This window comes from Streptomyces sp. NPDC056479 (assembly GCF_042795335.1).
Lineage (GTDB): Bacteria > Actinomycetota > Actinomycetes > Streptomycetales > Streptomycetaceae > Streptomyces.
Genome location: NZ_JBHTRZ010000002.1, coordinates 915,769 through 939,595, shown reverse-complemented (window position 1 = coordinate 939,595; position 23,827 = coordinate 915,769). Strand labels below are relative to the sequence as shown.

At 71.2% G+C, this 23,827-nt stretch carries 22 protein-coding genes and 2 pseudogenes; 12 read left to right on the top strand and 12 right to left on the bottom strand.

Annotated features, from left to right (window positions below):
• Nucleotide 1 precedes the first annotated feature (1 nt).
• Together ACFQ6S_RS10430 and ACFQ6S_RS10425 are read right to left on the bottom strand one after the other, a co-directional pair.
• Nucleotides 2-265, bottom strand: coding sequence for a hypothetical protein (locus tag ACFQ6S_RS10430; protein ID WP_383405869.1), 264 nt, complete (start codon nucleotides 263-265; stop codon nucleotides 2-4).
• Nucleotides 266-346: 81 nt separating this feature from the next.
• On the bottom strand, nucleotides 347-625 hold the full coding sequence (locus tag ACFQ6S_RS10425; RefSeq protein ID WP_383405866.1) for an antibiotic biosynthesis monooxygenase family protein: 279 nt from the start codon (nucleotides 623-625) through the stop codon (nucleotides 347-349).
• Between the two features lie 289 nt (nucleotides 626-914).
• Here ACFQ6S_RS10425 and ACFQ6S_RS10420 point away from each other — a divergent pair, with 289 nt between their 5' ends.
• Nucleotides 915-2,270 (top strand): FAD-dependent oxidoreductase, encoded by a 1,356-nt coding sequence (locus ACFQ6S_RS10420; RefSeq protein WP_383406527.1) that lies wholly within the window; start codon nucleotides 915-917, stop codon nucleotides 2,268-2,270.
• A 9-nt stretch (nucleotides 2,271-2,279) separates the two neighbouring features.
• On the opposite strand, the pseudogene ACFQ6S_RS10415 reads toward ACFQ6S_RS10420, so the two are convergent.
• Both ACFQ6S_RS10415 and ACFQ6S_RS10410 read right to left on the bottom strand, forming a co-directional pair.
• Nucleotides 2,280-2,633: pseudogene (locus tag ACFQ6S_RS10415) on the bottom strand (aldehyde dehydrogenase family protein); the annotation flags it as partial.
• Nucleotides 2,634-2,763: 130 nt separating this feature from the next.
• Entirely contained in the window at nucleotides 2,764-3,429 is a 666-nt protein-coding gene (locus ACFQ6S_RS10410; protein ID WP_383405863.1) for a GntR family transcriptional regulator, read from the bottom strand.
• 95 nt (nucleotides 3,430-3,524) lie between these two features.
• On the opposite strand from ACFQ6S_RS10410, the gene glyA reads away from it, so the two are divergent.
• The 7 genes from glyA to ACFQ6S_RS10375 all read left to right on the top strand — a co-directional run bounded on the left by glyA (nucleotide 3,525) and on the right by ACFQ6S_RS10375 (nucleotide 12,488).
• Entirely contained in the window at nucleotides 3,525-4,829 is a 1,305-nt protein-coding gene (gene glyA, locus ACFQ6S_RS10405) for a serine hydroxymethyltransferase (protein ID WP_383405860.1), read from the top strand.
• A complete protein-coding gene (locus ACFQ6S_RS10400; RefSeq protein ID WP_383405857.1) occupies nucleotides 4,826-6,046 on the top strand; it encodes a sarcosine oxidase subunit beta family protein in 1,221 nt (406 codons plus the stop codon). The genes glyA and ACFQ6S_RS10400 overlap by 4 nt, the downstream gene beginning before the upstream one ends.
• 9 nt (nucleotides 6,047-6,055) lie before the next feature.
• The gene (locus tag ACFQ6S_RS10395) at nucleotides 6,056-6,352 is read left to right on the top strand and encodes a sarcosine oxidase subunit delta (RefSeq protein ID WP_383405854.1); all 297 of its coding nucleotides are present in this window, start codon (nucleotides 6,056-6,058) and stop codon (nucleotides 6,350-6,352) included.
• Complete coding sequence (locus tag ACFQ6S_RS10390) at nucleotides 6,349-9,198, top strand: sarcosine oxidase subunit alpha family protein (protein WP_383405851.1); 2,850 nt, start codon at nucleotides 6,349-6,351, stop codon at nucleotides 9,196-9,198. Before ACFQ6S_RS10395 ends, ACFQ6S_RS10390 begins: the two co-directional genes overlap by 4 nt.
• The gene (locus ACFQ6S_RS10385; RefSeq protein ID WP_383405848.1) at nucleotides 9,191-9,820 is read left to right on the top strand and encodes a sarcosine oxidase subunit gamma; all 630 of its coding nucleotides are present in this window, start codon (nucleotides 9,191-9,193) and stop codon (nucleotides 9,818-9,820) included. Before ACFQ6S_RS10390 ends, ACFQ6S_RS10385 begins: the two co-directional genes overlap by 8 nt.
• A gap of 109 nt (nucleotides 9,821-9,929) precedes the next feature.
• On the top strand, nucleotides 9,930-11,807 hold the full coding sequence (locus ACFQ6S_RS10380; protein WP_383405845.1) for an exo-alpha-sialidase: 1,878 nt from the start codon (nucleotides 9,930-9,932) through the stop codon (nucleotides 11,805-11,807).
• 222 nt (nucleotides 11,808-12,029) lie between these two features.
• A complete protein-coding gene (locus ACFQ6S_RS10375) occupies nucleotides 12,030-12,488 on the top strand; it encodes an SRPBCC family protein (RefSeq protein ID WP_383405843.1) in 459 nt (152 codons plus the stop codon).
• Here the strand turns inward: ACFQ6S_RS10375 and ACFQ6S_RS10370 are convergent.
• The 3 genes from ACFQ6S_RS10370 to ACFQ6S_RS10360 form a co-directional block, all read right to left on the bottom strand.
• The gene (locus tag ACFQ6S_RS10370; protein ID WP_383405840.1) at nucleotides 12,451-12,804 is read right to left on the bottom strand and encodes a hypothetical protein; all 354 of its coding nucleotides are present in this window, start codon (nucleotides 12,802-12,804) and stop codon (nucleotides 12,451-12,453) included. The two genes, ACFQ6S_RS10375 and ACFQ6S_RS10370, sit on opposite strands and share 38 nt — an antisense overlap.
• A 22-nt stretch (nucleotides 12,805-12,826) precedes the next feature.
• Nucleotides 12,827-14,008 carry a DUF2306 domain-containing protein gene (locus tag ACFQ6S_RS10365; RefSeq protein WP_383405837.1) on the bottom strand — a complete coding sequence of 394 codons (1,182 nt, stop codon included), beginning with the start codon at nucleotides 14,006-14,008 and terminating at the stop codon, nucleotides 12,827-12,829.
• Nucleotides 14,009-14,134: 126 nt separating this feature from the next.
• Complete coding sequence (locus ACFQ6S_RS10360; protein WP_383405834.1) at nucleotides 14,135-14,668, bottom strand: PadR family transcriptional regulator; 534 nt, start codon at nucleotides 14,666-14,668, stop codon at nucleotides 14,135-14,137.
• A 105-nt stretch (nucleotides 14,669-14,773) separates the two neighbouring features.
• Here ACFQ6S_RS10360 and ACFQ6S_RS10355 point away from each other — a divergent pair, with 105 nt between their 5' ends.
• The gene (locus ACFQ6S_RS10355; RefSeq protein ID WP_383405831.1) at nucleotides 14,774-15,016 is read left to right on the top strand and encodes a hypothetical protein; all 243 of its coding nucleotides are present in this window, start codon (nucleotides 14,774-14,776) and stop codon (nucleotides 15,014-15,016) included.
• A gap of 92 nt (nucleotides 15,017-15,108) precedes the next feature.
• Nucleotides 15,109-15,516 (top strand): hypothetical protein, encoded by a 408-nt coding sequence (locus ACFQ6S_RS10350; RefSeq protein ID WP_383405828.1) that lies wholly within the window; start codon nucleotides 15,109-15,111, stop codon nucleotides 15,514-15,516.
• A gap of 10 nt (nucleotides 15,517-15,526) precedes the next feature.
• Here ACFQ6S_RS10350 and ACFQ6S_RS10345 read toward each other — a convergent pair whose 3' ends face one another.
• The 4 genes and pseudogenes from ACFQ6S_RS10345 to ACFQ6S_RS10330 form a co-directional block, all read right to left on the bottom strand.
• The gene (locus ACFQ6S_RS10345) at nucleotides 15,527-16,051 is read right to left on the bottom strand and encodes a gluconokinase (protein WP_383405825.1); all 525 of its coding nucleotides are present in this window, start codon (nucleotides 16,049-16,051) and stop codon (nucleotides 15,527-15,529) included.
• A gap of 35 nt (nucleotides 16,052-16,086) precedes the next feature.
• A complete protein-coding gene (locus ACFQ6S_RS10340; protein ID WP_383405822.1) occupies nucleotides 16,087-17,520 on the bottom strand; it encodes a glucose-6-phosphate dehydrogenase in 1,434 nt (477 codons plus the stop codon).
• Nucleotides 17,517-19,346 carry a glycoside hydrolase family 15 protein gene (locus ACFQ6S_RS10335; RefSeq protein WP_383405819.1) on the bottom strand — a complete coding sequence of 610 codons (1,830 nt, stop codon included), beginning with the start codon at nucleotides 19,344-19,346 and terminating at the stop codon, nucleotides 17,517-17,519. The genes ACFQ6S_RS10340 and ACFQ6S_RS10335 overlap by 4 nt, the downstream gene beginning before the upstream one ends.
• A 285-nt stretch (nucleotides 19,347-19,631) precedes the next feature.
• A pseudogene (locus ACFQ6S_RS10330) lies at nucleotides 19,632-19,739 on the bottom strand (universal stress protein); the annotation flags it as partial.
• 462 nt (nucleotides 19,740-20,201) lie between these two features.
• Between ACFQ6S_RS10330 and ACFQ6S_RS10325 the strand changes: the two are divergent.
• Nucleotides 20,202-20,996 (top strand): serine/threonine protein kinase, encoded by a 795-nt coding sequence (locus tag ACFQ6S_RS10325; RefSeq protein ID WP_383405816.1) that lies wholly within the window; start codon nucleotides 20,202-20,204, stop codon nucleotides 20,994-20,996.
• Nucleotides 20,993-22,537 (top strand): protein kinase, encoded by a 1,545-nt coding sequence (locus tag ACFQ6S_RS10320; RefSeq protein WP_383405813.1) that lies wholly within the window; start codon nucleotides 20,993-20,995, stop codon nucleotides 22,535-22,537. Before ACFQ6S_RS10325 ends, ACFQ6S_RS10320 begins: the two co-directional genes overlap by 4 nt.
• A 36-nt stretch (nucleotides 22,538-22,573) precedes the next feature.
• On the opposite strand, the gene ACFQ6S_RS10315 is transcribed toward ACFQ6S_RS10320, so the two are convergent.
• On the bottom strand, nucleotides 22,574-23,728 hold the full coding sequence (locus tag ACFQ6S_RS10315; protein ID WP_383405810.1) for a hypothetical protein: 1,155 nt from the start codon (nucleotides 23,726-23,728) through the stop codon (nucleotides 22,574-22,576).
• Nucleotides 23,729-23,827 lie beyond the last annotated feature (99 nt).

Sequence of the window (23,827 nt, the reverse complement as noted above, 5' to 3'; positions counted from 1 at the left end):
GCTAGTCGGTTGCCGTGGTCCGCAGCGCATAGCGCACCGCATCTGCGCACGTCATGGCGGCGCCCTCGGCCCGAACCCGTTCGAATGCGGCAGCATCCGACAGGTGTGACGGCGGCTCCCCGGACGGACCGGTCGGTGCGGCACCGATCGCCTGCAGCCAGCCACCGCCGGCCGTTCTGAACAGGCTCTCCGCGGCCCCGTGCAGGCGGCCGGCCCGCTCGAGGTCGTTCTGCCGCCGGGCCACCGCCGCAAGCCCGGACTTCACGGTGCGAGGCTTCGCCCGACAGGTCCGGGCCGCGATCGCGGCCGCCTCCGGAAACGAAGGCTGAAAGTTGTTCGGGGCGGGTCAGAACCCGTCGATCACCGTACTGGCGTGCAGCACCTCAGGAGTCCCGGCGAAGAAGGGCATTATCGCGCCGGCGAATTTCGTGAACGCCTCGCTCTTCACGAACACCTCGGTGTGATGCTCCAGCGACTGCCACAACACCCACAGCAGGACAATGCCCTCCTTGTCCACGGCTCGAAGCAGCTTCACGTCGAGACAGCCGTCGGCCTCCTCGAGGAGCGGCAGGTGCGACCGGACGGCGGATTCGAACGCGTCCTGATCACCCGCGGCGACCGGCATCTGAACAACTTCCCAAACAGCCATGTTCTTGTCTCCTGAGTCGGTTCTCTGCCCCTGCCCTTCGGCCAGGATCGGCCGGGCATGCGGCAACGCTAGAACCTCACGCCGACGTCAGGGGCAACTCAGGAAGGCGCAAAGGGGCTGGAAAGCGGTCAACCCGTCGTGCGGGGCGGAATACTGGTCCCTTCTCGCGACGTGGTGATCAAAGGGGGAGTGGTCGGTGAACTCTGCTGTGGAGACGGGCGGTCCGGGCGTGGACGGTCGCTGGGGCGGACGGCATGCGGTCGTTGTGGGCGGGAGCCTCGCGGGGCTGCTCGCAGCGCACGTTCTCGCCGGGCACGCCGACCGGGTGACCGTCGTGGAGCGCGACCGGTTCCCGGAAGGGGCGGAGCCCAGGTCCGGTGTACCGCACGGCCGGCATCCCCATGTGCTGCTGGAGGGCGGGCAGATGGCCATGGAGTCGCTGCTGCCGGGCTTCGTGGCGGAGCTGGGCGCGGCAGGGGCGCCTCGGGTGGGCATGCCGTCGGACATGGTGCTGTGGCAGAAGGGCCGTTGGTTCCGCAGGGTGCCCGCGACGACGCACATCTACACCGGTTCCCGCGCGCAACTCGAGGAGCTGGTACGGCGTCGAGTTCTCGCCAACCCTGTGATCAGCACCATGGAGGGGACCGATGCCGTCGGGCTCCTCGGTGACGCCTCGCGCGTGCGGGGCGTGCTGCTGCGGGACCGCTCCGGCGACGCCCGCGGGGAGCAGCGGGCCGTGGAGGCCGACCTGGTCGTCGACGCCTCCGGCAGCGGCTCGAAGGCCCCGGAGTGGCTCACGGAGATCGGGGCCGAGGCCCCGCACGAGGAGACCATCGACACCGGGCTCGCGTACGCGTCACGCGTCTACCGCGGCAGGAGCGGTGTCCTCGACGGCGACACCACCGGGTACTACGTCTATCCGAACCCCGACCAGGTCCACGCCGGCGGTGCGCTGCCGTTGGAGGACGGCAGCCATCTGGTCATCGTCTCCGGCCTGCGTGGCGACGAACCCCCCAGGGGGGACGACGAGTTCGTGACGTACGCCAAGAGGCTGCCGCATCCTCCGCTGCACCGGTGGCTGGACGAGGCCGAACCGCTCACATCGGCGTTCGGCTACCGGCGGACCGCCAACGCCCGCCGCCGCTACGACCTTCCCGGCCGCCGCCCGGCCGGATTCCTCGCCGTCGGCGACGCCCTGTGCATCTTCAACCCGATCTACGGGCAGGGCATGGCCGTCGCCGCGATGAACGCGGTCGCCCTGCGCGATGCGCTGGCCGATCCTCGGCGTACCCCGACCACGCGGCGCGTCCAGCGGGAACTCCTCGCGTCGTCGCGGCAGGCGTGGGACATCTCCGCCGGGGCGGATCGCAAGATGCCGGGCGCGGTCGGCAACGCGGTCGACGGCGGGCCCGCGGACCGCTTCGCCGACTGGTACCTGGGGCGCGTCCAGGAGTGTGCCCCGGGCGACCCGGTCGTGGGGCGCGCCTTCCGTGCCGTGCTGGTGCTGGCCGCGCCGGTGTCCGCCCTGTTCGCCCCGCCGGTGGCCCGGGCCGTCCTCTTCCGCCAGCCCGCGCCGTCGCCCACCGAGCCGCCGGAGACACGGGAGGAAACTGAGGTTTGAGCGAGGGCGGCCGCCCCAGGGGACCTCGCTCGCCGGCACCAGATGGGAGTTGACCCAGACGGTGCCGAAGTCGAGTCGGGCGGCGATGGCGTGGCTGCGGCGCACGTTCTCGGTCCACACCGATGCCGACGGGCCGAGAGGGACGTCATTGGCTCGCCGTACGGCCTCCTTCTCGTAGGCGAAGGTCTCGACGGTGATCACCGGGCCGAAGATCTCCTCGCGGGCGGCCTCCGCCCCTTCGGGGAGGTCGACCAGCACGGTCGGGGCCACGAAGTAGCCGCGGTCGTCGAGGGCGCCGCCGGTCGCCACGCGCAGGCCCTCGCGCTTCGCGCGCTCCAGGTAGCCCGTGACCCGGGTGAAGATCGAACGCTGCGTCCGCTACATGATCGCCCAGCTGCCCGAGGACCACGTCGCCCAGTATCCCGGACCACCTTGGCGGGCAGGCCGCGGATGCGCCCGGGGAGTCCCGGGGCGCCGTGCACTGACGCGAGCGTCAGATGGCCTCGCGAACGGCCCGCTCGAAGCGCACGACGTGACGGCCGGCGAGCTGCGCCGCCTGGTCCGGGCGGCCGTCGACGATCGCCTCGATCAACGGGCCGTGCTCTTCGACATGGCCCGCCATGTCGGACAGGCGCTCGATGAACAGGCACCAGATGCGGGTGGCCAGGTTGTCGTAGCGGACGAGGGTGTCGTCCAGATAGGGGTTGTGGGTGGCGGCGTAGATGGCGCGGTGGACCTGAAGATCCAGGTGCAGAAGCTCGACGGGCTCGGGCCGGCGGGAAGCCGCGCGCGCCAGCTCCTGCCGTAGCGCCGTCAGGGTCGCCCGGTCCGCCGCCGTCGCCCGCCGCGCGGCCTGGGCGGCGGCCAGCGGCTCCAACTCCTGGCGCACCTCGGAGATATGGGCCAGGTCGGTGATGTTGACGTCGGTGGCGAAGGTGCCGCGTCGCGGGTAGGTCGTGATCAGGCGCTCGTACTGGAGCCGCTTGAGCGCCTCGCGCACCGGGGTCCGTCCCACACCGAGTGACTGTGCCAGCTGCTCCTCGTTGATCGGCGCGCCCGGGCGGATCTCCAGCAGCACGAGCCGGTCACGGATGGCGCGGTAGGCGCGCTCGGCGAGCGACAGCTCCTCGCCGTCCGGCTGGGTCGCCACCTGCTGCATAAGGCCCCCTTGACCAGTCCGGTGAACTCCCATACCTTACCGCACAGGCTGATATATCAGATGGCCTCCAGTCGTCTCCCAGGATGGTCCAGCAGATGGCAGCGACCTCGTCGAACACCACGGTCACCTCCCCCCTGTCCCTCCCGCTGGGCGAACTAGATCCGGACGTCGCCGCGGCGGTCAACGCCGAGCTGCACCGTCAGCAGGCGACGCTCGAAATGATCGCCTCGGAGAACTTCGCCCCGGCCGCAGTCATGGAGGCCCAGGGCTCCGTCCTGACGAACAAGTACGCCGAGGGGTACCCGGGCCGCCGCTACTACGGCGGCTGCGAACACGTCGACGTCGTCGAGCGGTTGGCCATCGAGCGGGTCAGGGAACTCTTCGGCGCCGAAGCCGCGAACGTGCAACCGCACTCGGGTGCCCAGGCCAACGCGGCCGCCATGTTCGCGCTTCTCCAGCCCGGCGACACGATCCTCGGCCTCGACCTCGCGCACGGCGGGCACCTCACCCACGGCATGCGGATCAACTACTCCGGCAAGCTCTACAACGTCGTGCCCTACCACGTGCGCGAGTCCGACATGCGCATCGACATGGACGAGGTCGAGCAGCTCGCGCTCGCCCATCGGCCCAGGATGATCGTCGCCGGCTGGTCGGCCTACTCCCGCCGGCTGGACTTCGCCGCGTTCCGGCGGATCGCCGACGCCGTGGGCGCCTATCTGATGGTGGACATGGCGCACTTCGCCGGGCTGGTGGCCGCGGGTCTCCACCCGAGCCCGGTGCCGTACGCCGACGTCGTCACGACCACCACCCACAAGACCCTCGGCGGCCCGCGCGGCGGTGTCATCCTCAGCCGTGCCGAGCTGGCCAAGAAGATCAACTCCGCGGTCTTCCCGGGCCAGCAGGGCGGACCGCTGGAGCACGTCATCGCGGCCAAGGCGGTGGCCTTCAAGGTGGCGGCGGGGGAGGAGTTCAAGGAGCGCCAGCAGCGCACCCTGCACGGCGCCCGCATCCTCGCCGGACGGCTGCTGGCCGACGACGTGGCCGAGGCCGGGATCACGGTGCTGACCGGCGGCACCGAAGTCCACCTGGTCCTGGTCGACCTGCGGAACTCCGCGCTCGACGGGAAGCAGGCCGAGGACCGGCTGCACCGCGTCGGCATCACCGTCAACCGCAACGCGGTGCCCTTCGACCCCCGTCCGCCGATGGTCTCCTCCGGCCTGCGGATCGGAACCCCGGCCCTGGCCACCCGCGGCTTCGGCGAGGCGGAGTTCCGGGAGGTCGCCGACATCATCGCCGAGGCGCTGAAGGGCGAACAGGCCGACGGCGAACTGCGCGCACGCGTCGAGAAGCTCGCCTCCGCCTTCCCTCTCTACCCCCACCTGAACGGAGCCGCGGCATGACCGCCGAGCCGCTGCCGGAGCACCCGGACTTCCTGTGGCGCAACCCCGAGCCGCGCTCCTCGTACGACGTCGTCATCGTGGGCGCCGGCGGCCACGGCCTGGCCACCGCCTACTACCTCGCCAAGAACCACGGCATCACCAACGTCGCCGTCCTGGAGAAGGGCTGGCTGGCCGGCGGCAACATGGCCCGCAACACCACGATCATCCGCTCCAACTACCTGTGGGACGAGAGCGCGGCGATCTACGAGCACGCCCTCAAGCTGTGGGAGGGGCTCCCCGAGGAACTGGACTACGACTTCCTGTTCAGCCAGCGAGGCGTCCTCAACCTCGCGCACACCCTTCAGGACGTCCGAGAGGGCGTGCGCCGCGTCAACGCCAACCGCCTCAACGGAGTCGACGCCCAGTGGCTGGAGCCGGACGAGGTCGCCAAGGTCTGTCCCATCCTCAACGTCTCGCCGCGCACCCGGTATCCGGTCCTGGGCGGCACCTTCCAGCCGCGGGCCGGCATCGCCAAGCACGACCACGTCGGCTGGGCGCTGGCCCGCCGGGCCGACGAGCTGGGCGTGGACCTGATCCAGGGCTGCGAGGTCACCGGCTTCCTCAAGGACGGCGACCGGGTCGTCGGCGTCGAAACCAACCGCGGCCGCATCCTCGCCAGCCGGGTCGGGCTGGCGGCCGCCGGACACAGCAGCGTGCTGGCCGAGCGGGCGGGCGTACGGCTGCCGGTGCAGTCGCACCCGCTGCAGGCCCTGGTCTCCGAACTGCACGAACCGGTCCACCCCACCGTCGTCATGTCGAACCACGTGCACGTCTACGTCTCCCAGGCGCACAAGGGCGAACTGGTGATGGGCGCGGGCGTCGACACGTACAACGGCTACGGCCAGCGAGGCTCCTTCCATGTGATCGAGCAGCAGATGGCCGCCGCCGTGGAGCTGTTCCCGATCTTCGCCCGCGCGCATGTGCTGCGGACCTGGGGCGGCATCGTCGACGTCACCCCGGACGCCTCCCCGATCATCGGCACCACCCCCGTCGAGAACCTCTACGTCAACTGCGGCTGGGGAACGGGCGGTTTCAAGGCCACCCCGGCCGCCGGCTGGACCTTCGCGCACACCATCGCCACCGGCGAACCGCATCCGCTGAACGCCCCCTTCACGCTCGAACGCTTCACCACGGGCGCGTTGATCGACGAACACGGCGCCGCGGCCGTGGCCCACTGAGGAGGACAGGTGCTGCTGATCAAGTGCCCCTGGTGCGGTCCGAGGGACGAGACCGAGTACCACTACGGCGGACAGGCCCACGTCCCCTACCCCGAGAACCCCGCGGAGCTCACCGACGAGCAGTGGGCCGAATACGTCTTCTACCGCGACAACCCCAAGGGCCCTTTCGCCGAGCGGTGGATGCACAGCGTCGGCTGCCGCCGCTGGTTCAACGTCCTGCGCGACACCGTCACCTACGAGGTGCTGACGTCCTACCGGCTCGACGAGCCCCGCCCCGCACTGCCCCAGGCCGGAGGGAACCGATGACAGACCAGCACTTCCGGCTCCCGCACGGCGGCCGTGTCGACCGCGGCACCGTGCTGCGGTTCGTCCTCGACGGGCGGGAGCTGACCGGGCACCCCGGAGACACCGTCGCCTCGGCGATGCTGGCCAACGGCCTTGTCGAGGTCGCCCCCTCCCTCTACCGCGGCCGCCCGCGCGGCATCGTCACCGCGGGTGTCGAGGAGCCCAACGCCCTGCTGCGGATCGAGGGCCCGTGCGCGGAAGGCATGCTTCCGGCGACGACGGCAGAGCTGTACGACGGCCTGGCCGCCACCACCCTGTCCGGGATGGGCCCACTCGATCCGACCCCCGACCCCGCGGTCTACGACAAGAAGTACGTCCACACCGACGTCCTGGTCGTCGGCGCCGGACCCGCAGGACTCGCGGCCGCCGCGGCCGCCGCAGGCTCCGGCGCGCGGGTGATCCTCGTCGACGACCAGCCCGAGCCCGGCGGTTCACTGCTCGCCGGCGCGCAGAGCGACCTCAAGTGGGTCGCCGACGTCCGTGCGGCACTGGACGCCGCCCCCGAGGTCGTCGTACTGCACCGCACCACGGCCTTCGGGTCGTACGACGACAACTATGTGCTGGCCGTGCAGCGGCGGACCGACCACCTGGGACCCGCCGCGCCGGAAGGCGTCTCGCGCCAGCGGCTGTGGCACATCCGCGCCCGCCAGGTGGTCCTCGCGACCGGTGCGCACGAGCGTCCGCTGACCTTCGCGGGCAACGACCGACCCGGCGTCATGCTCGCCGCCGCCGTACGGACGTACCTCAACCGGTATGCCGTTGCGCCGGGTTCGCGGGCCGTGGTCGGCACGACCAACGACAGCGCGTACGACACGGTCGCCGATCTCCATGCCGCCGGGATCGACATCGCCGCCGTGGTGGACGCGCGCTCCGAACTGACCGACCGGGCCGCCGAGGTCGCCGCGGCGACGGGAGTGCGGGTGCTGACGGGCAGCGCGGTGGTCGGCACCGAAGGAGACGGCAGGCTCACCGGCGTCACCGTCCGGGCCCTCGACGCCACCGGTGGACCGCGGTCGTTCGACTGTGACCTGCTCGCCGTGTCCGGCGGGTGGAGCCCGGTGGTGCATCTGCACAGCCAGCGCCAGGGGAGGCTGCGCTGGGACGAGGACCTCGTGGCCTTCGTCCCCGACGGCAGCGTACGGGACCAGCAGATCGTCGGTGCGGCGCGCGGGACGTACGACCTCGACGGCTGTGTCGCTCAGGGGGCACGGGCCGGTGCGCGAGCGGCGGCGGATGCCGGGTTCCCGGTTCCCGTACTGTCGCCCGACGATGTGCGGCCCGGACCCGGTCCGATGCGTGCCCTGTGGCTGGTCCCCGCGACCGACGGCGAACCCGCCACCTGGGACACCCACTTCGTCGACCTCCAGCGCGATGTCACCGTCGCCGACGTCTGGCGCTCCACCGGCGCCGGCATGCGGGGCGTCGAGCACGTCAAGCGCTACACCTCGCTCGGCACGGCGAACGACCAGGGCAAGACCTCGGGCGTCAACGCGATCGGGGTCATCGCCGAGGCCCTCGGCGGCGCGCTGGGAGAGATCGGCACCACGGCCTACCGGGCGCCGTACATGCCGGTGGCCTTCGCTGCCCTGGCGGGGCGTGAGCGGGGCGAGCTGTTCGATCCGGAGCGGACCACCTCCATCCACCGGTGGCATGTGGCGCAGGGGGCGGAGTTCGAGGACGTCGGCCAGTGGAAGCGCCCCTGGTACTACCCCCGGGCCGGCGAGGACATGGACACGGCCGTGGCGCGCGAGTGCCGGGCGGCCCGCGAGGGGGTGGCGTTCATGGACGCCTCCACCCTCGGCAAGATCGAGATCCGGGGCGCGGACGCGGGGGAGTTCCTCAACCGCATCTACACCAACGCCTTCAAGAAGCTGAAGCCCGGCATGGCCCGCTACGGCGTGATGTGCAAGCCCGACGGCATGATCTTCGACGACGGGGTGACGCTGCGCCTCGACGACGACCGGTACTTCATGACCACCACGACCGGCGGCGCCGCCGGCGTCCTGGACTGGCTGGAGGAGTGGCTGCAGACCGAGTGGCCCGGACTCGACGTCCACTGCACCTCGGTGACCGAGCAGTGGACGACCATCGCCGTGGTCGGCCCGCAGTCGCGCGAGGTCGTGGCCCATCTCGCCCCCGAAGTCGACCTGTCGAACGAGGCGTTCCCCTTCATGGCCTTCCGCGAGACCACCCTGGCCTCCGGCATCCCGGCCCGCATCTGCCGGATCTCCTTCTCCGGCGAACTGGCCTACGAGATCAACGTCTCCGCGTGGTACGGGCTCGCGGTCTGGGAGGAGGTGTACGCGATCGGGCGGCCCTACGACATCACGCCGTACGGCACCGAGACCATGCACGTCCTGCGGGCCGAGAAGGGCTACATCATCGTCGGCCAGGACACCGACGGCACTGTCACCCCGCAGGACGCGGGCATGTCCTGGGTGGTCTCGAAGCAGAAGGACTTCATCGGCAAACGGTCCTACTCCCGGGCCGACACCTCCCGCACCGACCGCAAGCAGCTGGTCGGCCTGCTGCCGGTGGACCGCGCGACCCGGCTGCCCGAGGGCACCCAGCTGGTCGCCCCCGAGGTGCCGATCACCCCCGAGGCCGGGCCGGTGCCGATGCTCGGCCACGTCACCTCCAGCTACCACAGCCCGGCCCTCGGCCGCCCCTTCGCCCTCGCCCTCGTCGCCGACGGGCGGACAAGGATCGGCGAGACCCTGCTCGCCCCGGTGGGCGACGGCCTGGTGCCCGTCGAGGTGGCCGACTGCGTCCTCTACGACCCCGAAGGGACCAAGCGAGATGGCTGAGCCGACGATCGACGCTGGCGCCGGCCCGGTGGCCCTGCGCACCAGCCCGCTGGCACATCTGGAGGAGCGCATGCGCGAAGCCGGGGTCACCGGCGCTCGGGGCGTCACGCTGACCGAGCGACCGTTCGCCACGATGGTGAACCTGCGGGTCACTCCGGGCACCGATGCGGCCGGCCGCATCGAGAAGGCCCTGGGCGCTTCACTCCCACGCCAGTGCGGCCACACCACCACATCCAGCCCCCGCTCGGTCCTCTGGCTCGGCCCCGACGAATGGCTCGTGGTGTCCCAGGCCGACGACTCCGCCGTGCTGGCCGATCTGCACGAGGCCCTCGGAGCGGACCCGGGCTCCGCCGTCGACGTCTCGGCGAACCGCACCACGCTTGAGCTGAGCGGTCCGGCCGCCCGGCAGGCGCTGGAGAAGGGCTGCCCGCTCGACCTGCATCCCCGGTCCTTCGGCCCCGGCAGGGCGGTGTCCACCACGGTCGGCCCCGTCGCCGTACTGCTCTGGCAGGTCGACGACGCGCCGACCTACCGCCTGCTCCCGCGCTCGTCGTTCGCCGACTACCTGGCACGCTGGCTCATCGACGCGATGGACGAGTACGGCGGGCCGGAGGTGCCGTAGCCGGGCGGGGCATTCAATCCCATGGTGTGTTAATTCGGACAAATCATGTCAATAAGTCATAAATTGGAGGTGGTGTGTTCTGACGTAAGGTCAAAATGAAAGGCTGCCCATGCCGTCCAGACTCCGCACACGTCTGAGAGCCGAACTCGCCGCGGGCGTCGTCATGGCGATCGCGGCAGTCCATCCGGGCACCGCGCACGCCCAACCCGCCAAGGCCGCACCGCAGTTCGAGCAACGAGTCATCTTCAGGCCGTCCCAGGACCCGGGCTACGCCTGCTTCCGGATCCCGGCGATCGTGCAGAGCACCCAAGGCACGCTCCTCGCGTTCGCCGAGGGACGTCACAGCACCTGCGGTGACGCGGAGGACATCGACATCGTGCTGAAACGCTCGACCGACGGCGGCCGCACCTGGGGACCGCTCCAGGTCGTCAGCAACGGTGCCGGCGACACCCACGGCAACCCGGCCCCGATCGTGGACCGGACCACCGGCCGCATCCTGCTCCCGCAGACGCACAACCCTTCCAGTGCGGACGGCTCGAGCTGCGCCGTCCCCTGCAACCGCAGCCCCCATCTGCAGTACAGCGACGACGACGGCCGCACCTGGTCACAGCCGCGCGACCTGAGCGCGCAGATCAGGCCCCCGAACTGGAACTCCTGGTACGCCAGCGGCCCCGTCCACGGAATCCAGCTCACCCGCGGCAGCAACGCCGGCCGACTGGTCTTCGGCGTCAACACCGAGACCTGGAACGGCAGCCGGGTCACCGCCAACCACGCCGCCCTCATCGTCAGCGACAACGGCGGCAACACCTGGCGAAGGGGCGCCACCGACTCCTGGCCCATCGCCACCGACGGCACCTTCCACCAGAAGCCGTCCGAAGTAACCGTCACCGAGCGGACCGACGGCACCCTCCTGGTCAGCGGCCGCGAGCAGGACGGCACCGATCTGGGCCACCGCACCCAGACCTTCAGCCAGGACGCCGGCGACAGCTTCACCCACCCGTTCCGACCCCTCCCGGACCTCTACACCCCGCAGGTTCAGGGATCCACACTGCAACTGGGCGGCCGACTCCTGCTGTCCTGCCCCGGTGATCCGGACCGCCGCCGGACCATGATGATCCGCTCCTCCTATGACGGCGGCAACACCTGGGAGAGCGTGGACCGCGGCACCGTGGTGACCCAGGACTGGTCGGGCTACTCCGACATGGTGCACATCGGCGCCGATGTGGTCGGACTGATGTACGAGGGCGGAACCGTCGACGCCCGCGACGAGATCCGCTTCGCCCGCTTCAACGAGGAATGGCTCAAACCGCGCCGCGGCCCCGACCCCACCACTGTCGACCGCGCCCCGTCCGCCCAGCGCGCGAGCGTACTCGGCGGGGCCACGCCCACGACCGGCCGGTTCGGCGGCGCCCGGGCCTTCGACGGCACCAACGACGCGGTGCGCCTGCCCTTCCGTCCCCAACTCGAGCTCGGCACCGAGAACTTCACCGCTTCCCTGTGGTTCCGCTACACCCGCCGCACCGGTGAGCAGCCACTGCTGTGGATGGGCGGCATCGGCGGCAACCAGCCCCAGTTCTGGCTGCGGGGCGAACCGGAGAACAACCGGGTGCGCGGCTTGATGACGGTGCGCAGCGGCGCGACGACCGTGCGGTCGGCGTCCGTCAGCACCACCGCCGCGTACAACGACGGCCGGTGGCATCACCTCGCCCTGCGCCGCGGTGGCGGGCGGCTCACCCTGTTCATCGACGGCAGGGCGACCAGCACGGCCGGTGTGTCCGGATCCGTCAGCCGCAACTCGCCGTTCGGCGTGCACATCGGCCAGCGCATGGACAGCCGGGCGTTCTTCACCGGCGGCATCGACGAGGTCCGCGTCTGGAACCGGGCCCTGACCGACGCCGAGCTCACCCGCGTACGCCAGACGAACGTCGGCCCGTCCTCGAACACCACACTGTGGCTGCCTCTGGACCAGGTGACCGCGGGCGGCTGACATCCCGGAACGTGTGCGAAGGGCGGACGCCGCCCCGCTGTCGAAGGGCATCGCGTCCACATGGCCGTGCCGCTCGTCTCGCGAGAAGCCGGGCGGCGCCATAGGGTCGCGGTGCCGTTACGACTGGACGGGCGGCGCGGCCCTTCGCATGCGTACCAAGCAGTCCCCTCGGCCCCGAAGGAGTCGCGGGCACGCCCAGGCTCAAGAGATTGAGGAGTGCTCATGTCAGGACAGTTCGAAGCGACGGTCGAGGTCGATCGACCTGCCGATGCGGTGTTCGACTACCTCGCCGACGGACGCAACGATCCGCAGTTCAGCCCGCGCGTGCTCAAGATCGAGCGGGTTCCCGACGCCCCGACCACCGTGGGCACGGTCTTCCGCAGCACGGTCAAGGACGCCGGGATGAAGACGGCCAGGGAGTTCCGCATCAACGACCTCCAGGCCCCGTCGAGGATCCGGTGGGTCGAGGTGTCGAAGAACATCGTGACGGTCCGTGAGGGCGGCTACGACCTGGAGCCGCTCGCGGACGGCAGGACGCGAGTCCGTATCTTCAACGTGCTGGAGGGCCACGGCATCGGCAAGCTCCTCGTCGGCCTGGCCGTCTCCGCCGCCCGCAAGGACGCCGACGCCTTCGGCGCCCGGATCAAGTCAGCGGCCGAAGCGGCGATCGGCCCGCGCTGACCTCGACGGCAGGACGCGTCCGCTCACACCCGCGAACAGCAGTCCGGCCACCATGCAGACCCGGTACGGCCAGGGGCGGTTCGGACCAGCCGGGCAGCGGGGCGGCGGGCGCGTCGAGCGGCCGGGCGGGAACGCGGTGTTCCAGGGTCAGTGCGATCACGGCTCCCACGCAGAGCAGGCCCAGCACGAACACCAGCCCAGGCCGAACCCCGAACAGGCCGACCAGGACGATGGCCAACGGGTACAGCAGCGTGCGCACTTCCTCCCAGCGCTCCGCCCGGCCGACGGCGAACAGGCACGGCGCGGTGCCCAGCATGGCGGCGCCGATCAGGCCAGGGTCAAGCGACGGGGGAGGAAACGGGGGACGACGGCGTGGCAGCAGGGGCGGCGCTCGCGCGCTTGCGCAGCTCGCGGGCGTACATCACGCGCAGGCTCACCACCGAGGTGGCCGTCGTGGCGAGGACACCGCAGCCGATGGCGAGACCGGCGGACAGTGCCGTGTGGTGGTCGAGACCGAGCGTGCGCTCGAAGACCGGGGTCGCGCCCGCCGACAGCACCGGGGCCAGGCACAGCGCCGTCAGGTGCAGCCGCCACTCCTCGCGTGCCCAGGTACGCCCCTGCCGTCCGGCGCGCCGGGCGCTGACGGCCATCACGGCGTAGGTGACGGCGTACGGCAGCAGGTAGGCGAGCAGCAGACGCCGTCCGACCGCCCCGAGATCCAGGAACGAGTACCCGATCCAGGCCAACGCGGCGGCGCCGGCCAGATGGGCCGCGGCCAGCACCGGAAGCGGGGCCCACGACCCGGACACCCCGTCGACCGCCCTGCGCCGGTCGAGTGTGCGTGAGGCGAGGAGCGCGCCGAACGCGACCACCGACCCCAGATGCATGATCGCCACCTGGTTGATCTCTTCCATGGACAGTCCCGGCAGCAGCCGCGGCAGGCCGCCCCACTCCAGGCGCAGCAGGGGCGCGGTCAGCAGAAAGCCGTAGCAGAGCAGCATCCACCGCTGGTGCAGGTCCGGGAAGCCGCCGACGGCGGCCAGGATGCCGAAGGTCACGCTCATCACGGTGCCCACCAGGATGGTGGCGAGCACGATCCAGAACGCCGCCCCGCTGAAGGCGTCTTCCGGAGCGGTGCGCGCCAGATACAGTCCGGCGCCCGTCATCGAGGCGTACGCCGTGACCGCGAAGACCACGCCGAGTACGCGGTGCGCACGCGTACGCCGCCGGGCCGCCGTCAGCAACTGCGCGGGCCCCAGGAGCATGAGCAGGCCGCCGAGCACCGAGTGCACGATCATCGGCACCAGGCTGTGCCGGTACGGCTCGACGCGGGTGGCCAGCGCATCGGCGACATAGCGCGGGGACACGATCTGGCCCATCACCCACTCGCCGAACGCGGGGGCGCCGGGGCTGGCGTACGGCCACAGTTCGGTCATCGCGATCGGCGCGTAGGCGACGCACATGACGGTGACCCCGACAGCGGCGCCACGGCGCCACATGCCGCTCGTCGGACGGCGCACGGCTACCTCCTGCTCCTGGCCGCTGCTCGGCCGACCGATGGTCTCGATTCAATAGTCCAGACTGGACTGTCGAGACGCTAGAGCGGGCTGCCGTCGAGGTCAACGGTCTGTCAGGGTCGGGAATCGTCAGGAATCCGTGGAGGTGCGGTCGTCCCGGTGCCGCACCCATGTCCAGAAGTCGACCATCATCCGCTCATAGCGGATCCCGAACTCCAGCGCCTCGCGTTGCCCGGGCGTCAGCAACTCCCCGACCTCGTCGGCCAGTTCCTCGTACGACCGCAGCGCCTGCCGGTGCTCGTCCACCTGAACCGGGGACAGCACCTCCGGGCGTCCGCCGAACCAGAGCTTGAGGATGCCGCGCTCCCTGGCCTCCACCGGCACGAACGCCGGATCGGCGAGCCATTCCTGAAGTGCGGCCCGCCCCTGTTCCGTCAGCGCCAGCACCCTGCGGTTGCGCCCGCTCTCCTGCCGTACCAGGGAGACCAGCCCTGCCTCCAGCAGCCGGTCGCACTGGGCGTACACCTGCGCGTGCGGCACCGACCAGAACGGCGCCACCGTCCGCGCCGCCTCCCCCTTCACGTCGTAGGCACTCGCCTCGCCCAGCTTGTCGATGATCCCGAGCACGAGGTACGAGGAGGTCGTCAACCGCACGTCAGCCATGGAGGGACCGTATCGCCACAGGTGGCGGCGTTGGGCTGAGTACCGGCGCTGCGCCAAAGGCGGGGAACGGAACATCCTGACGGGGGCGTCGTCGTTGAGCCGGGCATGAAGATCATCGCTACCGCCGCGCTCGCCGGCGCCGCACTCCTCACCGCTGCCATCCCCGCCTCGGCGGACGACGGGCCCATCGACTTCGGCATCTTCCAAGGTGTCAACGACACCAAGGGCTCGAAGTCCACGGACGCGAACGCGGCCTGGGGGCAGACCAACAGCGAGTCGAACGGGACCGTCCCGAAGTCGGCGCTGGGAATGCTGGTGAACGACCTTCTGACACCTGGCCGGCAGTGACCGGTCGCCAGAGCCGATGAGAGGAGGACTCCCCCGGCGCCGGACGGAACGGGGCATGATGCGTTCATGCGCCGGAGGAAGGAAGTACCAGCGTGATCGAATGGGTGGCCCTCGGGCGGGAATCCAGGCCCGTTCCCACGCCCGTGCCCACACCGCTCGTGTGGGCCGGGGCCTTCGGCGGCGCGCTGGTACTGGTGGCGCTCGTCAACACCCTAGTCGGCCCGGGCCGGCCGGTGTTCGCCCTGACCGTGCTGTCGCTGCTGGCCGCGTTATTGGGCCTGTGTGCACGCTTCAGTGCCGCGCCCGGCATAGCCGTACTCTGCTGGCTGTTCCTCAACGGGTTCGCCATCCCGCCTGCGGGCACCCTGACTTGGGCCGGCTCGCGTGACACCTTCTGGCTCGGCTGTCTGCTCACCGCCGCCCTCGTGGGCACGGTGCTGGCCCGCGTCATCCATGCGCGTGCCGCCTACCGGCGTATCAGCAGAGGGATCTCTGAGTGACAACAGGGTTTCACTCACGCGACAACAGCTCCACTGCCCGCTCGACGATCAGGCCGGGAGCCGCGCTCGCCTCCAGGGTTGCTCCCCGCTCGTCCGGTCCGAGCGGTTCGAGCGCGGCGAGCTGGGAGTCGAGCAGCAAGGTGGGCATGAAGTGGCCGGCGCGGTGTTCGATCCGGTCCACCAGGACCTCACGGTCGGCAGTCAGGTGGAGGAAGAAAGCGTCCGGACAGGCTGCTCGCAGGGTGTCCCGGTAGCGTCGCTTCAGTGCGGAGCAGGCGGCCACGCAGCCCGTGCCGGCCGCGCCGCGTTCCCGCAGCCAGCGGCCGACGGACTCCAACCAGGGTTGTCGGTCCTCGTCGTCGAGCGGGACACCGGCCGACATCTTGGCGATGTTGGCCGGCGGGTGAAAGTCGTCCGCCTCCGCGAAGGGGACGTCCAGCCGCTCGGCGAGCAGCAGCGCCACCGTGGTCTTCCCGGTGCCGGACACCCCGATGACCAGGATGCAGGGAGGGCGGCGCTCGGCGCTGGGGGACATCAGGGTGCTCGCGTTCCTCGGTCGATGGGTGGCCGTCAGATGTCGTCCAGCAGGGTCTCCTGACCGTGCAGCAGGGTCTCCCGCTGCCGTTGGAGGTCTCGGTACCGCTCACGTGGGGGTGGACCGTCCGACCCGGCCGGATACTCCTCCAGCGGGACAAGGTCCCGCTGCCAGGCGGACAGTACGGGCTCCAGGACCCGCCACGCCTCCTCGGCCTCGTCGCCGCGGATGGACAGGGCGGGGTCCCCCGTCAGGACGTCCAGCAGGAGGCGGCCGTAGGCGGGCAGGCCCGGCGGGTCCATCCGCGCGGTCAGTGAGAGTGGGACGAGTTCGTGGGCATGGGCCCCGATGCCCGTGAGATCCAGGGTCAGCCCTTCCGGTTCGAGCTGGAAGCGGAGCACGTTGGGGAGGGCTTCTCCGGTGTGGCCGAAGGGCAGGTGCGGCACCGGACGGAAGCGCACCGCCACCTCCATGCGGTTCGCCTTGAGCGCCTTGCCGCTGCGGAGCCGGAAGGTCGTCCCGGCCCAGCGCCAGCTGTCCAGTTCCAGTTCCACCTCGGCGAAGGTCTCGGTACGGCGCCGCGGGCGCACGCCTTCCTCGTCGACATAGGCGCCAACGTCGTGGTCACCGATCCTGCCGGGCAGATAGCGGGCGCGGCGCGTGCGGTTCACGACGTCGTGCTCGGTCAGCAGCCGTACGGAACGCAGTACATCGACCTTGCGGTCGCGCAGATCCCGCTCGCCGAGGGTGATCGGCGGTTCCATGGCCACCAGGCAGAGCAACTGCAGGAGGTGGTTCTGGACCATGTCCTTGAGCGCTCCGACGTGGTCGTAATAGCCGGCCCTGCCTTCCAGCGCGAGGGTCTCCTCCCAGACGATCTCCACCTCGGCGATGTGGGTGCTGTTCCAGATGGGCTCCAGCACGCGGTTGGCCAGGCGGCTGCCGAGGACGTTCTGCACGGTGGTCATCGCCAGGAAGTGGTCGACCCGGAAGACGGCCTGCTCCGGCACCAGGTCGGCGAGCAGCCGGTTCAGCTCCTGGGCGTCGGCCAGGTTCTCGCCGAATGGTTTCTCCAGCACGATCCGGCTGCCCGCCGGCAGACCTGCCTCGTGCAGTGCGGTGACCACCCGGGGGAAGAGTGCCGGCGGCAGGGCGAGGTAGACGGCGACAGGTCCGTCGCCGGCGATGGCCGCGGCGACGTCGGCGGGGGCGGTGACATCGGCCCGCAGATAGCGCGCCGAGGCCACGATCGCCTCCTTGGCGTCGGCCGGCGTGGATCCGCTGTGCCGGTCGAGCCGGGCGGCCATCCACGCGCGGTACTGCTCGCTGTCCCAGTCCTCTCTGCTCGCACAGGTCAACTGCACCTGTTCGGTGAGATGTCCTGCCGCCTGCAGGGCCGCCAGCGCCGGAAGCAGATAGCGAGCGGTGAGGTCGCCGGTCGCGCCGAACACGGTGAGCCGCTTGATCATCCTTGCGCGCCTGCCTTCGCTCGGGCGAGGTTCACACCGCTGGCAATGATCCCGATGTGGCTGAACGCCTGAGGGAAGTTGCCCATGAACTCTCCTGTGGACGGATTGATCTGCTCCGACAGCAGCCCCAGGGGACTGGCCCGGGCACACAACGAGGCGTACAGCTCTTCGGCCTCTTCGATCCGGCCCTGGCCGATCAGGTTGTCGACCAGCCAGAAACTGCACAGCACGAACGCGCCCTCGTCGCCGGCCAGACCATCGGGTGACTCCTCGTGGAGATAGCGGTAGAGCAGGCCGCCACCCGCCGACAGGCGCTCGCCGACGGCCGCGGTCGTCGCCACCATCCGGGGGTGATCGGCCGGCACCACCTGCCGCAGCGGGAGGGCGAGCAGGCTCGCGTCCAGAACACCACCGCCGTCCAGATGCGCGCTCAGTGTCCCTGCCCGCTCGTCCCAGGACTCCTCCAGGATGAGCCGGCGCAGATGGTCGGCCGAGGCCCGCCACTGGGCGATCCGGCCGGGCAGACCGACCTGCTCACCGATCTGCGCGGCCCGGTCCAGGGCCACCTGGCACAGCCCGGCCGAGTACGTGAACACCCGGCCCTCACCGCGCACCTCCCAGATGCCCTGGTCCGGCTGCCGCCAGGCCCGCTCCGCGGTGTCGGCGAGCCCGGCCAGGCCGGCCCACAGCACGGGCTGGATCTCACCGCCGGTGCGCAGCCACTGGTGGGCACAGTCCAGGATCTCGCCGTAGACGTCGTGCTGGCGCTGGTCCGCCGCGCCGTTGCCCCAGCGCACCGGGGCCGAGCGCTGGTAGCCCTCCAGTTCGCCGTCCTCGACCTCGTCCGGCACCGGACCGCCCTGGAGGCCGTACATGATCCGGGGCCGCCGGCTGTACTCGAAGGCGTCGAGAACCCAGCCGAGGAAGGCGTCGGCCTCGCCGTCGAAACCGATGCGGCGCAGGGCGAACACGGCGTAGGCCGCGTCGCGGATCCAGGTGAAGCGGTAGTCCCAGTTGCGGATTCCGCCGATCGGCGCGGGCAAGGACGAGGTGGGTGCCGCGACCAGTGAGCCGTTGGCCCAGTCGTCGCACAGCTTCAGGGTGACCGCGGCACGTCTGACGAGGCGTTCCTCGGGGCCGCCGTAGTCGAAATGCTGCATCCAGCGGCGCCACGCGTCGGCGGTCGTGTGCAGCATCGCATCGGTGTCGAACCGGTGGTGGCGGTGGAAGCGGCCCCAGGACAGCACGAGATCGAGACGCTCACCCTGCTCCAGGTCATGGGTGGTGCGCAGGCCGGTCAGAGGGCGGTTGGACCGCAGGTGGAGCCGCAGATCCGGCCGCCGGGACGGGCACACCTCCAGTCCGCTGAACAGCGCCCGAGTCCGCGCACCGCCGCGGGGCTCCAGATGCGCGCGCAGACGGACGTTCCCGCTCAGCACCAGCGCCGAGCGCACGAGTTCGGACCGGTCGGCAGGTGCGTCGTCGGTGAGGTCGGCGCCGGCACGCAAGGTCAGCGCGTCGGTGACGCGCACCAGGCCGGTGGGGCTGCGCAATTCGGTGATCAGTACGCCGGTGTCGGGTTCGTAGCGCTGTCGCGCTTCCACCACGTCCTCCGGCGCCAGGGTGAAATGCCCGCCCCGTGTGTGATCCAGCAGACCGCAGAACAGGGGTTCGGCATCGAAGCGGGGCACGCACATCCACGAGATGGCGCCGTCCAGGCCCACCAGCGCGCTCGTCGCGCCGTCCCCGATGAGGCCGAGGTCCTCCAGCGGCAGGTAGCCCTGCCGACTGCGGAGCGGCCGGAAGGGTGGGTCGGGATCGTGCATGCCGTCTCGCTTCCGCAGCGTGGAGGACCATCGGGCGTCCAGAAGGTGATCATCACTGTGGTCGGCCGCGCCGCTCGTCTTCCCACCCTCCCGGGGTTCGTGGCGGAGCGCGATCGGGCCGTACGGACAGTGCTGCATTCCGGTGACACCGGGGGCTGCTCGGCGGCTCGGCCGAGTTCGTGACGCGCCCGGTCCTCCCGAGCCGCTTCATCGCTGCTCGACGGGGGCAACCAGGCGAGCGCGCCATGGAACTCCGGGAGGATCCAGGCGGTCACCCCCACCGCCACCGGTGAGCTCCGCCTGACGCACGGCCCAGCGAAGGGCCTCCTTCGACGAGTCCGAACCGTCCACCCCGACCACGATGCGGTCCGCGCGCTCGCGCTGCTCGGCCATGCTGCCTCCTCGGTTCGACGCCTCCAGCCTCATGCCGACCCCACCGGACGCGTTCTTCGACAGGTCCGGACGGAGCCGAGCTGCCGCCGTAGACTGTCCGGCCTGGTGGCCGGCTGGTCGGACGACCCGGAGCTCACCGGGCGGTTGGTGCCCTTCGCGCGAGCCACCTCTCTTGCCCTGAACGCCCGCCGTCAAGCGCGGGCCGACTCTGTGCACGGCATCCCAGGCCGTCACATTCCCGCAGGTCAGCAGGGGAGGGATCGTTCCAGGGCGGCGGAACCGGGGCAGGCGGTTGCGGTGACGGCTGTGACCGGTGATGCTCTCGGTGTCGCCCGACCGGGCCGGACCGACCATCCGTCCCGAGCCGGGAGTCGCGACACCCTTTTTCACGCACAACGCCGGGGCGGGCGGTAACCGGAACCGTCCGTACAATCCTGGCGATCACATCGGGGGAGAGCCGGCATGGAAACGATCATCGTCCAGCCGCCCGGTCCGTCACGGCCGGGCGCCGTCGGCATGGGCAGACCCGAACTGCTCCACATGGGGCCGGGCGACGTGGTCGAGTTCGGGCGCGGGCTGCCCGGCGGCGGAGGCGTCTCCATCGTCCTGCCGGACCCCGGAATCTCCCGGCGGGCGGGGCGGCTGGAAGCGGCCGAGGACTACTGGCGGCTTTCCAACTTCAGCCGTGACACGCCCTATGTGGTCGAGAACCTGGAGGGCGCGGGCGAGTACATCACCGTCGCGCCCGGACGGCTGGCAGCGCCCGTGCCGTTCGAGTTCTCCCGGGTCGTCCTGCCCGCGCTGAGCGGGAGCGCCGACTTCAAGGTGTTCGCCCCGCAACACGCCTATCTGGACGAGCGGTCCGCGCCCGATGCGGGCGAGCAGACCGTGCACCCCTACGCGCTCGACGTGACGGCCAAGTACTTCCTGGTCCTGGTGGCGCTGTGCGAACCGCGGTTGCGCGACCAGCCGGACAGCGCTCTGCCGGGTGCCGGGGACATCGCGGAGCGGCTGCGCCCCTTGGAGAGCTGCACCGGTCTGACCCGCTCCGCCGTCAACTACCACATCGACTACCTGGCGTTCGCGAAGCTGCGCCTGGACCTGGCCGACGAGCCGGGAGCGGACGGCAACGGCCGCACCGGCGCCAAGCGGGCCCGACTGGCCTCCCTCGCCGTGCGCTTCGGCCTGGTGCGGGAGGAACACCTCGCCCTGCTGCCGTCCCGCCGACGGCCCGTCGCGCAGGGGGCCGGCGCGTGACCTCGTCAGGCGCCGACGAGGGCGCCCTCGCAACGCCACGCCTTCCGGCGGGTTTCCGCATCGACGGCTGGGAGCTGGCCGCGGTCATCGGCTCGGGCGGCTGGGGCACCGTCTACGAGGCACGCGCGGTCGAGGACGGTACGACGGCGGCGGTGAAGGTGCTGCCGACCGGCGCCCTCGCACCCGGCCAGCGTGCCGCGCTCGGCGAACTGGTCGAGCGCGAGGTGCGGTTCAGCGCCGAGGCGAACCATCCGCACCTCGTACGGACCCGCGCCGTGTGCACCGTCGACGCGCCGGAGCTGCCCGCGCTGGACGGCGCCATCGCGCTCGTCATGGACCGCGCCGAGGCCAGTCTGCGCCAGGTACTGGACGCCGCCGAGACGGGCCGCCCGGTACCGGACGCCGTGCGCATCCTGCGCGGCGTCGCCGCCGGGCTCGCCCATATGCACGACGCCGGCTGGGTGCACGGCGACCTCAAGCCCGCCAACGTGCTGCTGGGCGCCGACCGCGAGGTGTGGCTCGCCGACTTCGGCCTCGCCGCCGAACTCGACGGCACCCACGCCCACTTGCCGCCCCTCGGCACGCTCGACCACCTGCCGCCCGAGTGGTGGTCCCAACGCACCGGAGAGGACGGGGCGGTGGTGCGGCCGACCGCCGACATCTGGGCCTTCGGCGTCCTCGCCCACCAAGTGCTCACCGGTGGCCTCCACCCCTTCCCCGGCGCCACCGCCCGTGCCCGCTCGCTCGCCGCCCAGGCCTACGCCCGAGGCACCTCACCGCTGCGTCTCGATGCCGGACTCGACGAGGAGTGGCGCCGGCTCATCGGGGACTGCCTGGCGCCGGACCACGCGACCCGGCTCCGGCACACCGCCGAGAGCCTCCTGACCCGGGTCGGGCGGCTGTCGGGTACACGTGGCAGGCGTCGACTGCTGCCGCTCGCCGTTGCGCTCGTCGGTGTCTCGGCCGCCGCCGTGGCCGGTTTCGCGTTGCTCGGAGGCGGTGACGGGGGTATCGGCGGTGACGACACTGACAGCGGCGGCACGCCCTCCGCAGTCACCGGCACGCCCATCGTGGCCGCCGGGGAGATCCCGGAGGATTCCGACGTACCCGACGCGCTGCGCCCCATCCTCGTGAACGCCGCCCGGCGCTGCACCGACGCGGAGGTCACGCCCGCGCTGCTCGCCGCCCTGGTCAAGGCGGAGAGCGGCTTCGACGCGGACGCGTCCCGCCCGGCGGCCGAGGAGTACGGCATCGCCATGTGGACGCCGTCGGTGTTCCGGGCCTGGGCGGTGGACGGTGACGGCGACGGCGACAAGGACTACCGGTCCCCGGCGGACGCGATCACCACGATGAGCGTGTACGTGTGCTGGCTCGACCAGCGCTTCAAACAGGCCCATCTGCCGACCGAGGACCTCCCGGCGCTGATCGCGGCCGGCTACCGCACGAGCGACCGCACCGTCATCGAGGAGCGCGGTGTCCCCGAACGCGTGCGGCCGCACGTGGACAAGGTGCTCCGCTTCCTCGCCGCGTACGAGCGGTGAGGAAGCGGTCCCCCGCCTTCAGCGGCCCATCTCGCTTCAGCAGTCCTTGACGTCCGGCAGACGGTTGTCGGGCGAGCTCATGTAGATGTTGGAGACCCAGCCGCCGTACTGGGGCAGATAGGCCCACCAGTCGTTGGTGTACGGCGGTACCTCGACCTGCTCGCCCCTCGCCTGGCAACCCACCAACACCTCGACGCCCGCCGGGAGTTGGGTGATCGGGGAGTTCTGCGTGGACGGGTCCCGGCGGACGTTCACATGGTCGCTCCACGTGCCGTACCACCGCCCCGCCGGCCGCGCCGCCCCCGGCACGTTCAGCGAGCGGGTCAGCCGGCCGATGTCCGTGAACGCCTTCCCGTACGACGTGCCGACCGGATGCAGCGTCAGTACGGCCACGACGAACCGGTCGCCGGCACCCACCGTCCCCGTGCTGTGCAGAGCGGGCCGGGTCAGGTCCACGTCCGCGGCGACGGCGGCCGGAGCCGGACCCGCCGTACGCGACGCGGTGGCCGTGCCGGGCGGGCCGCACGTGCCCTCCGGGTACGACGATCCCGCCCAGCCCTGCTTCACCGCCCACGGCTTCTCGAACGCCCCGGCGATGCCGAAGTGCTGGTCGAAGTCGTCCGAGGCGCAGCGGGTGGACTGGCGCAGGTTGCCCATCACGAAGTCGCGCACGGGGCCCGGCGCCGAGTCCAGGAGGTAGCGGTAGATCGTCACGGTGTCGCGGGCGGACAGTGAGACATAGCCCCAGTAGCCCTCGTATCCGACGGGCGGTGGTGCCGTGTCCTTCAGCCCGAGGCGGCCGACCATGCGGGTGATGATCGCCGAGCCGCCGTTCTCCGACCAGTAGTGGTCGGCCGCACTGTCCTTGCTGCTGCGCAGCATCGGCTCCAGCAGAGCCCGGTCGGCGGCGGGCACGGTGTAGTCGGGGCCCCGGTTCCACAGGAAGTCCAGCGCCAGCAGCAGCTTGACGACGGAGGCGGACCGGAAGCGGGTGCTGGTGTTCAGCTGCTCGGTGAAGGTACCGGTCTGCCGGTCGAAGACGGCGACGCCTGCTGTGACGCCGTCGGGCACCTGGACGGCCGCGGGGGCGGCCTGCGCAGTCCGCCCGGCGGGGGCATCGGCGACGGCGGACGCCGCCGTGCCACCGACCAGGAGCAGCGCGGCGGCGGCAGCGAGGATCCGACGCCTCACCGGTGGTGCTTCCTGTCCGCCGGTGAGCGGTCGTCCGCGGAGGTGAGTCTGGAGTGGAACAGGCGCATGAATGCCGTCTCCTCGTGTCTGTGGAGGGTG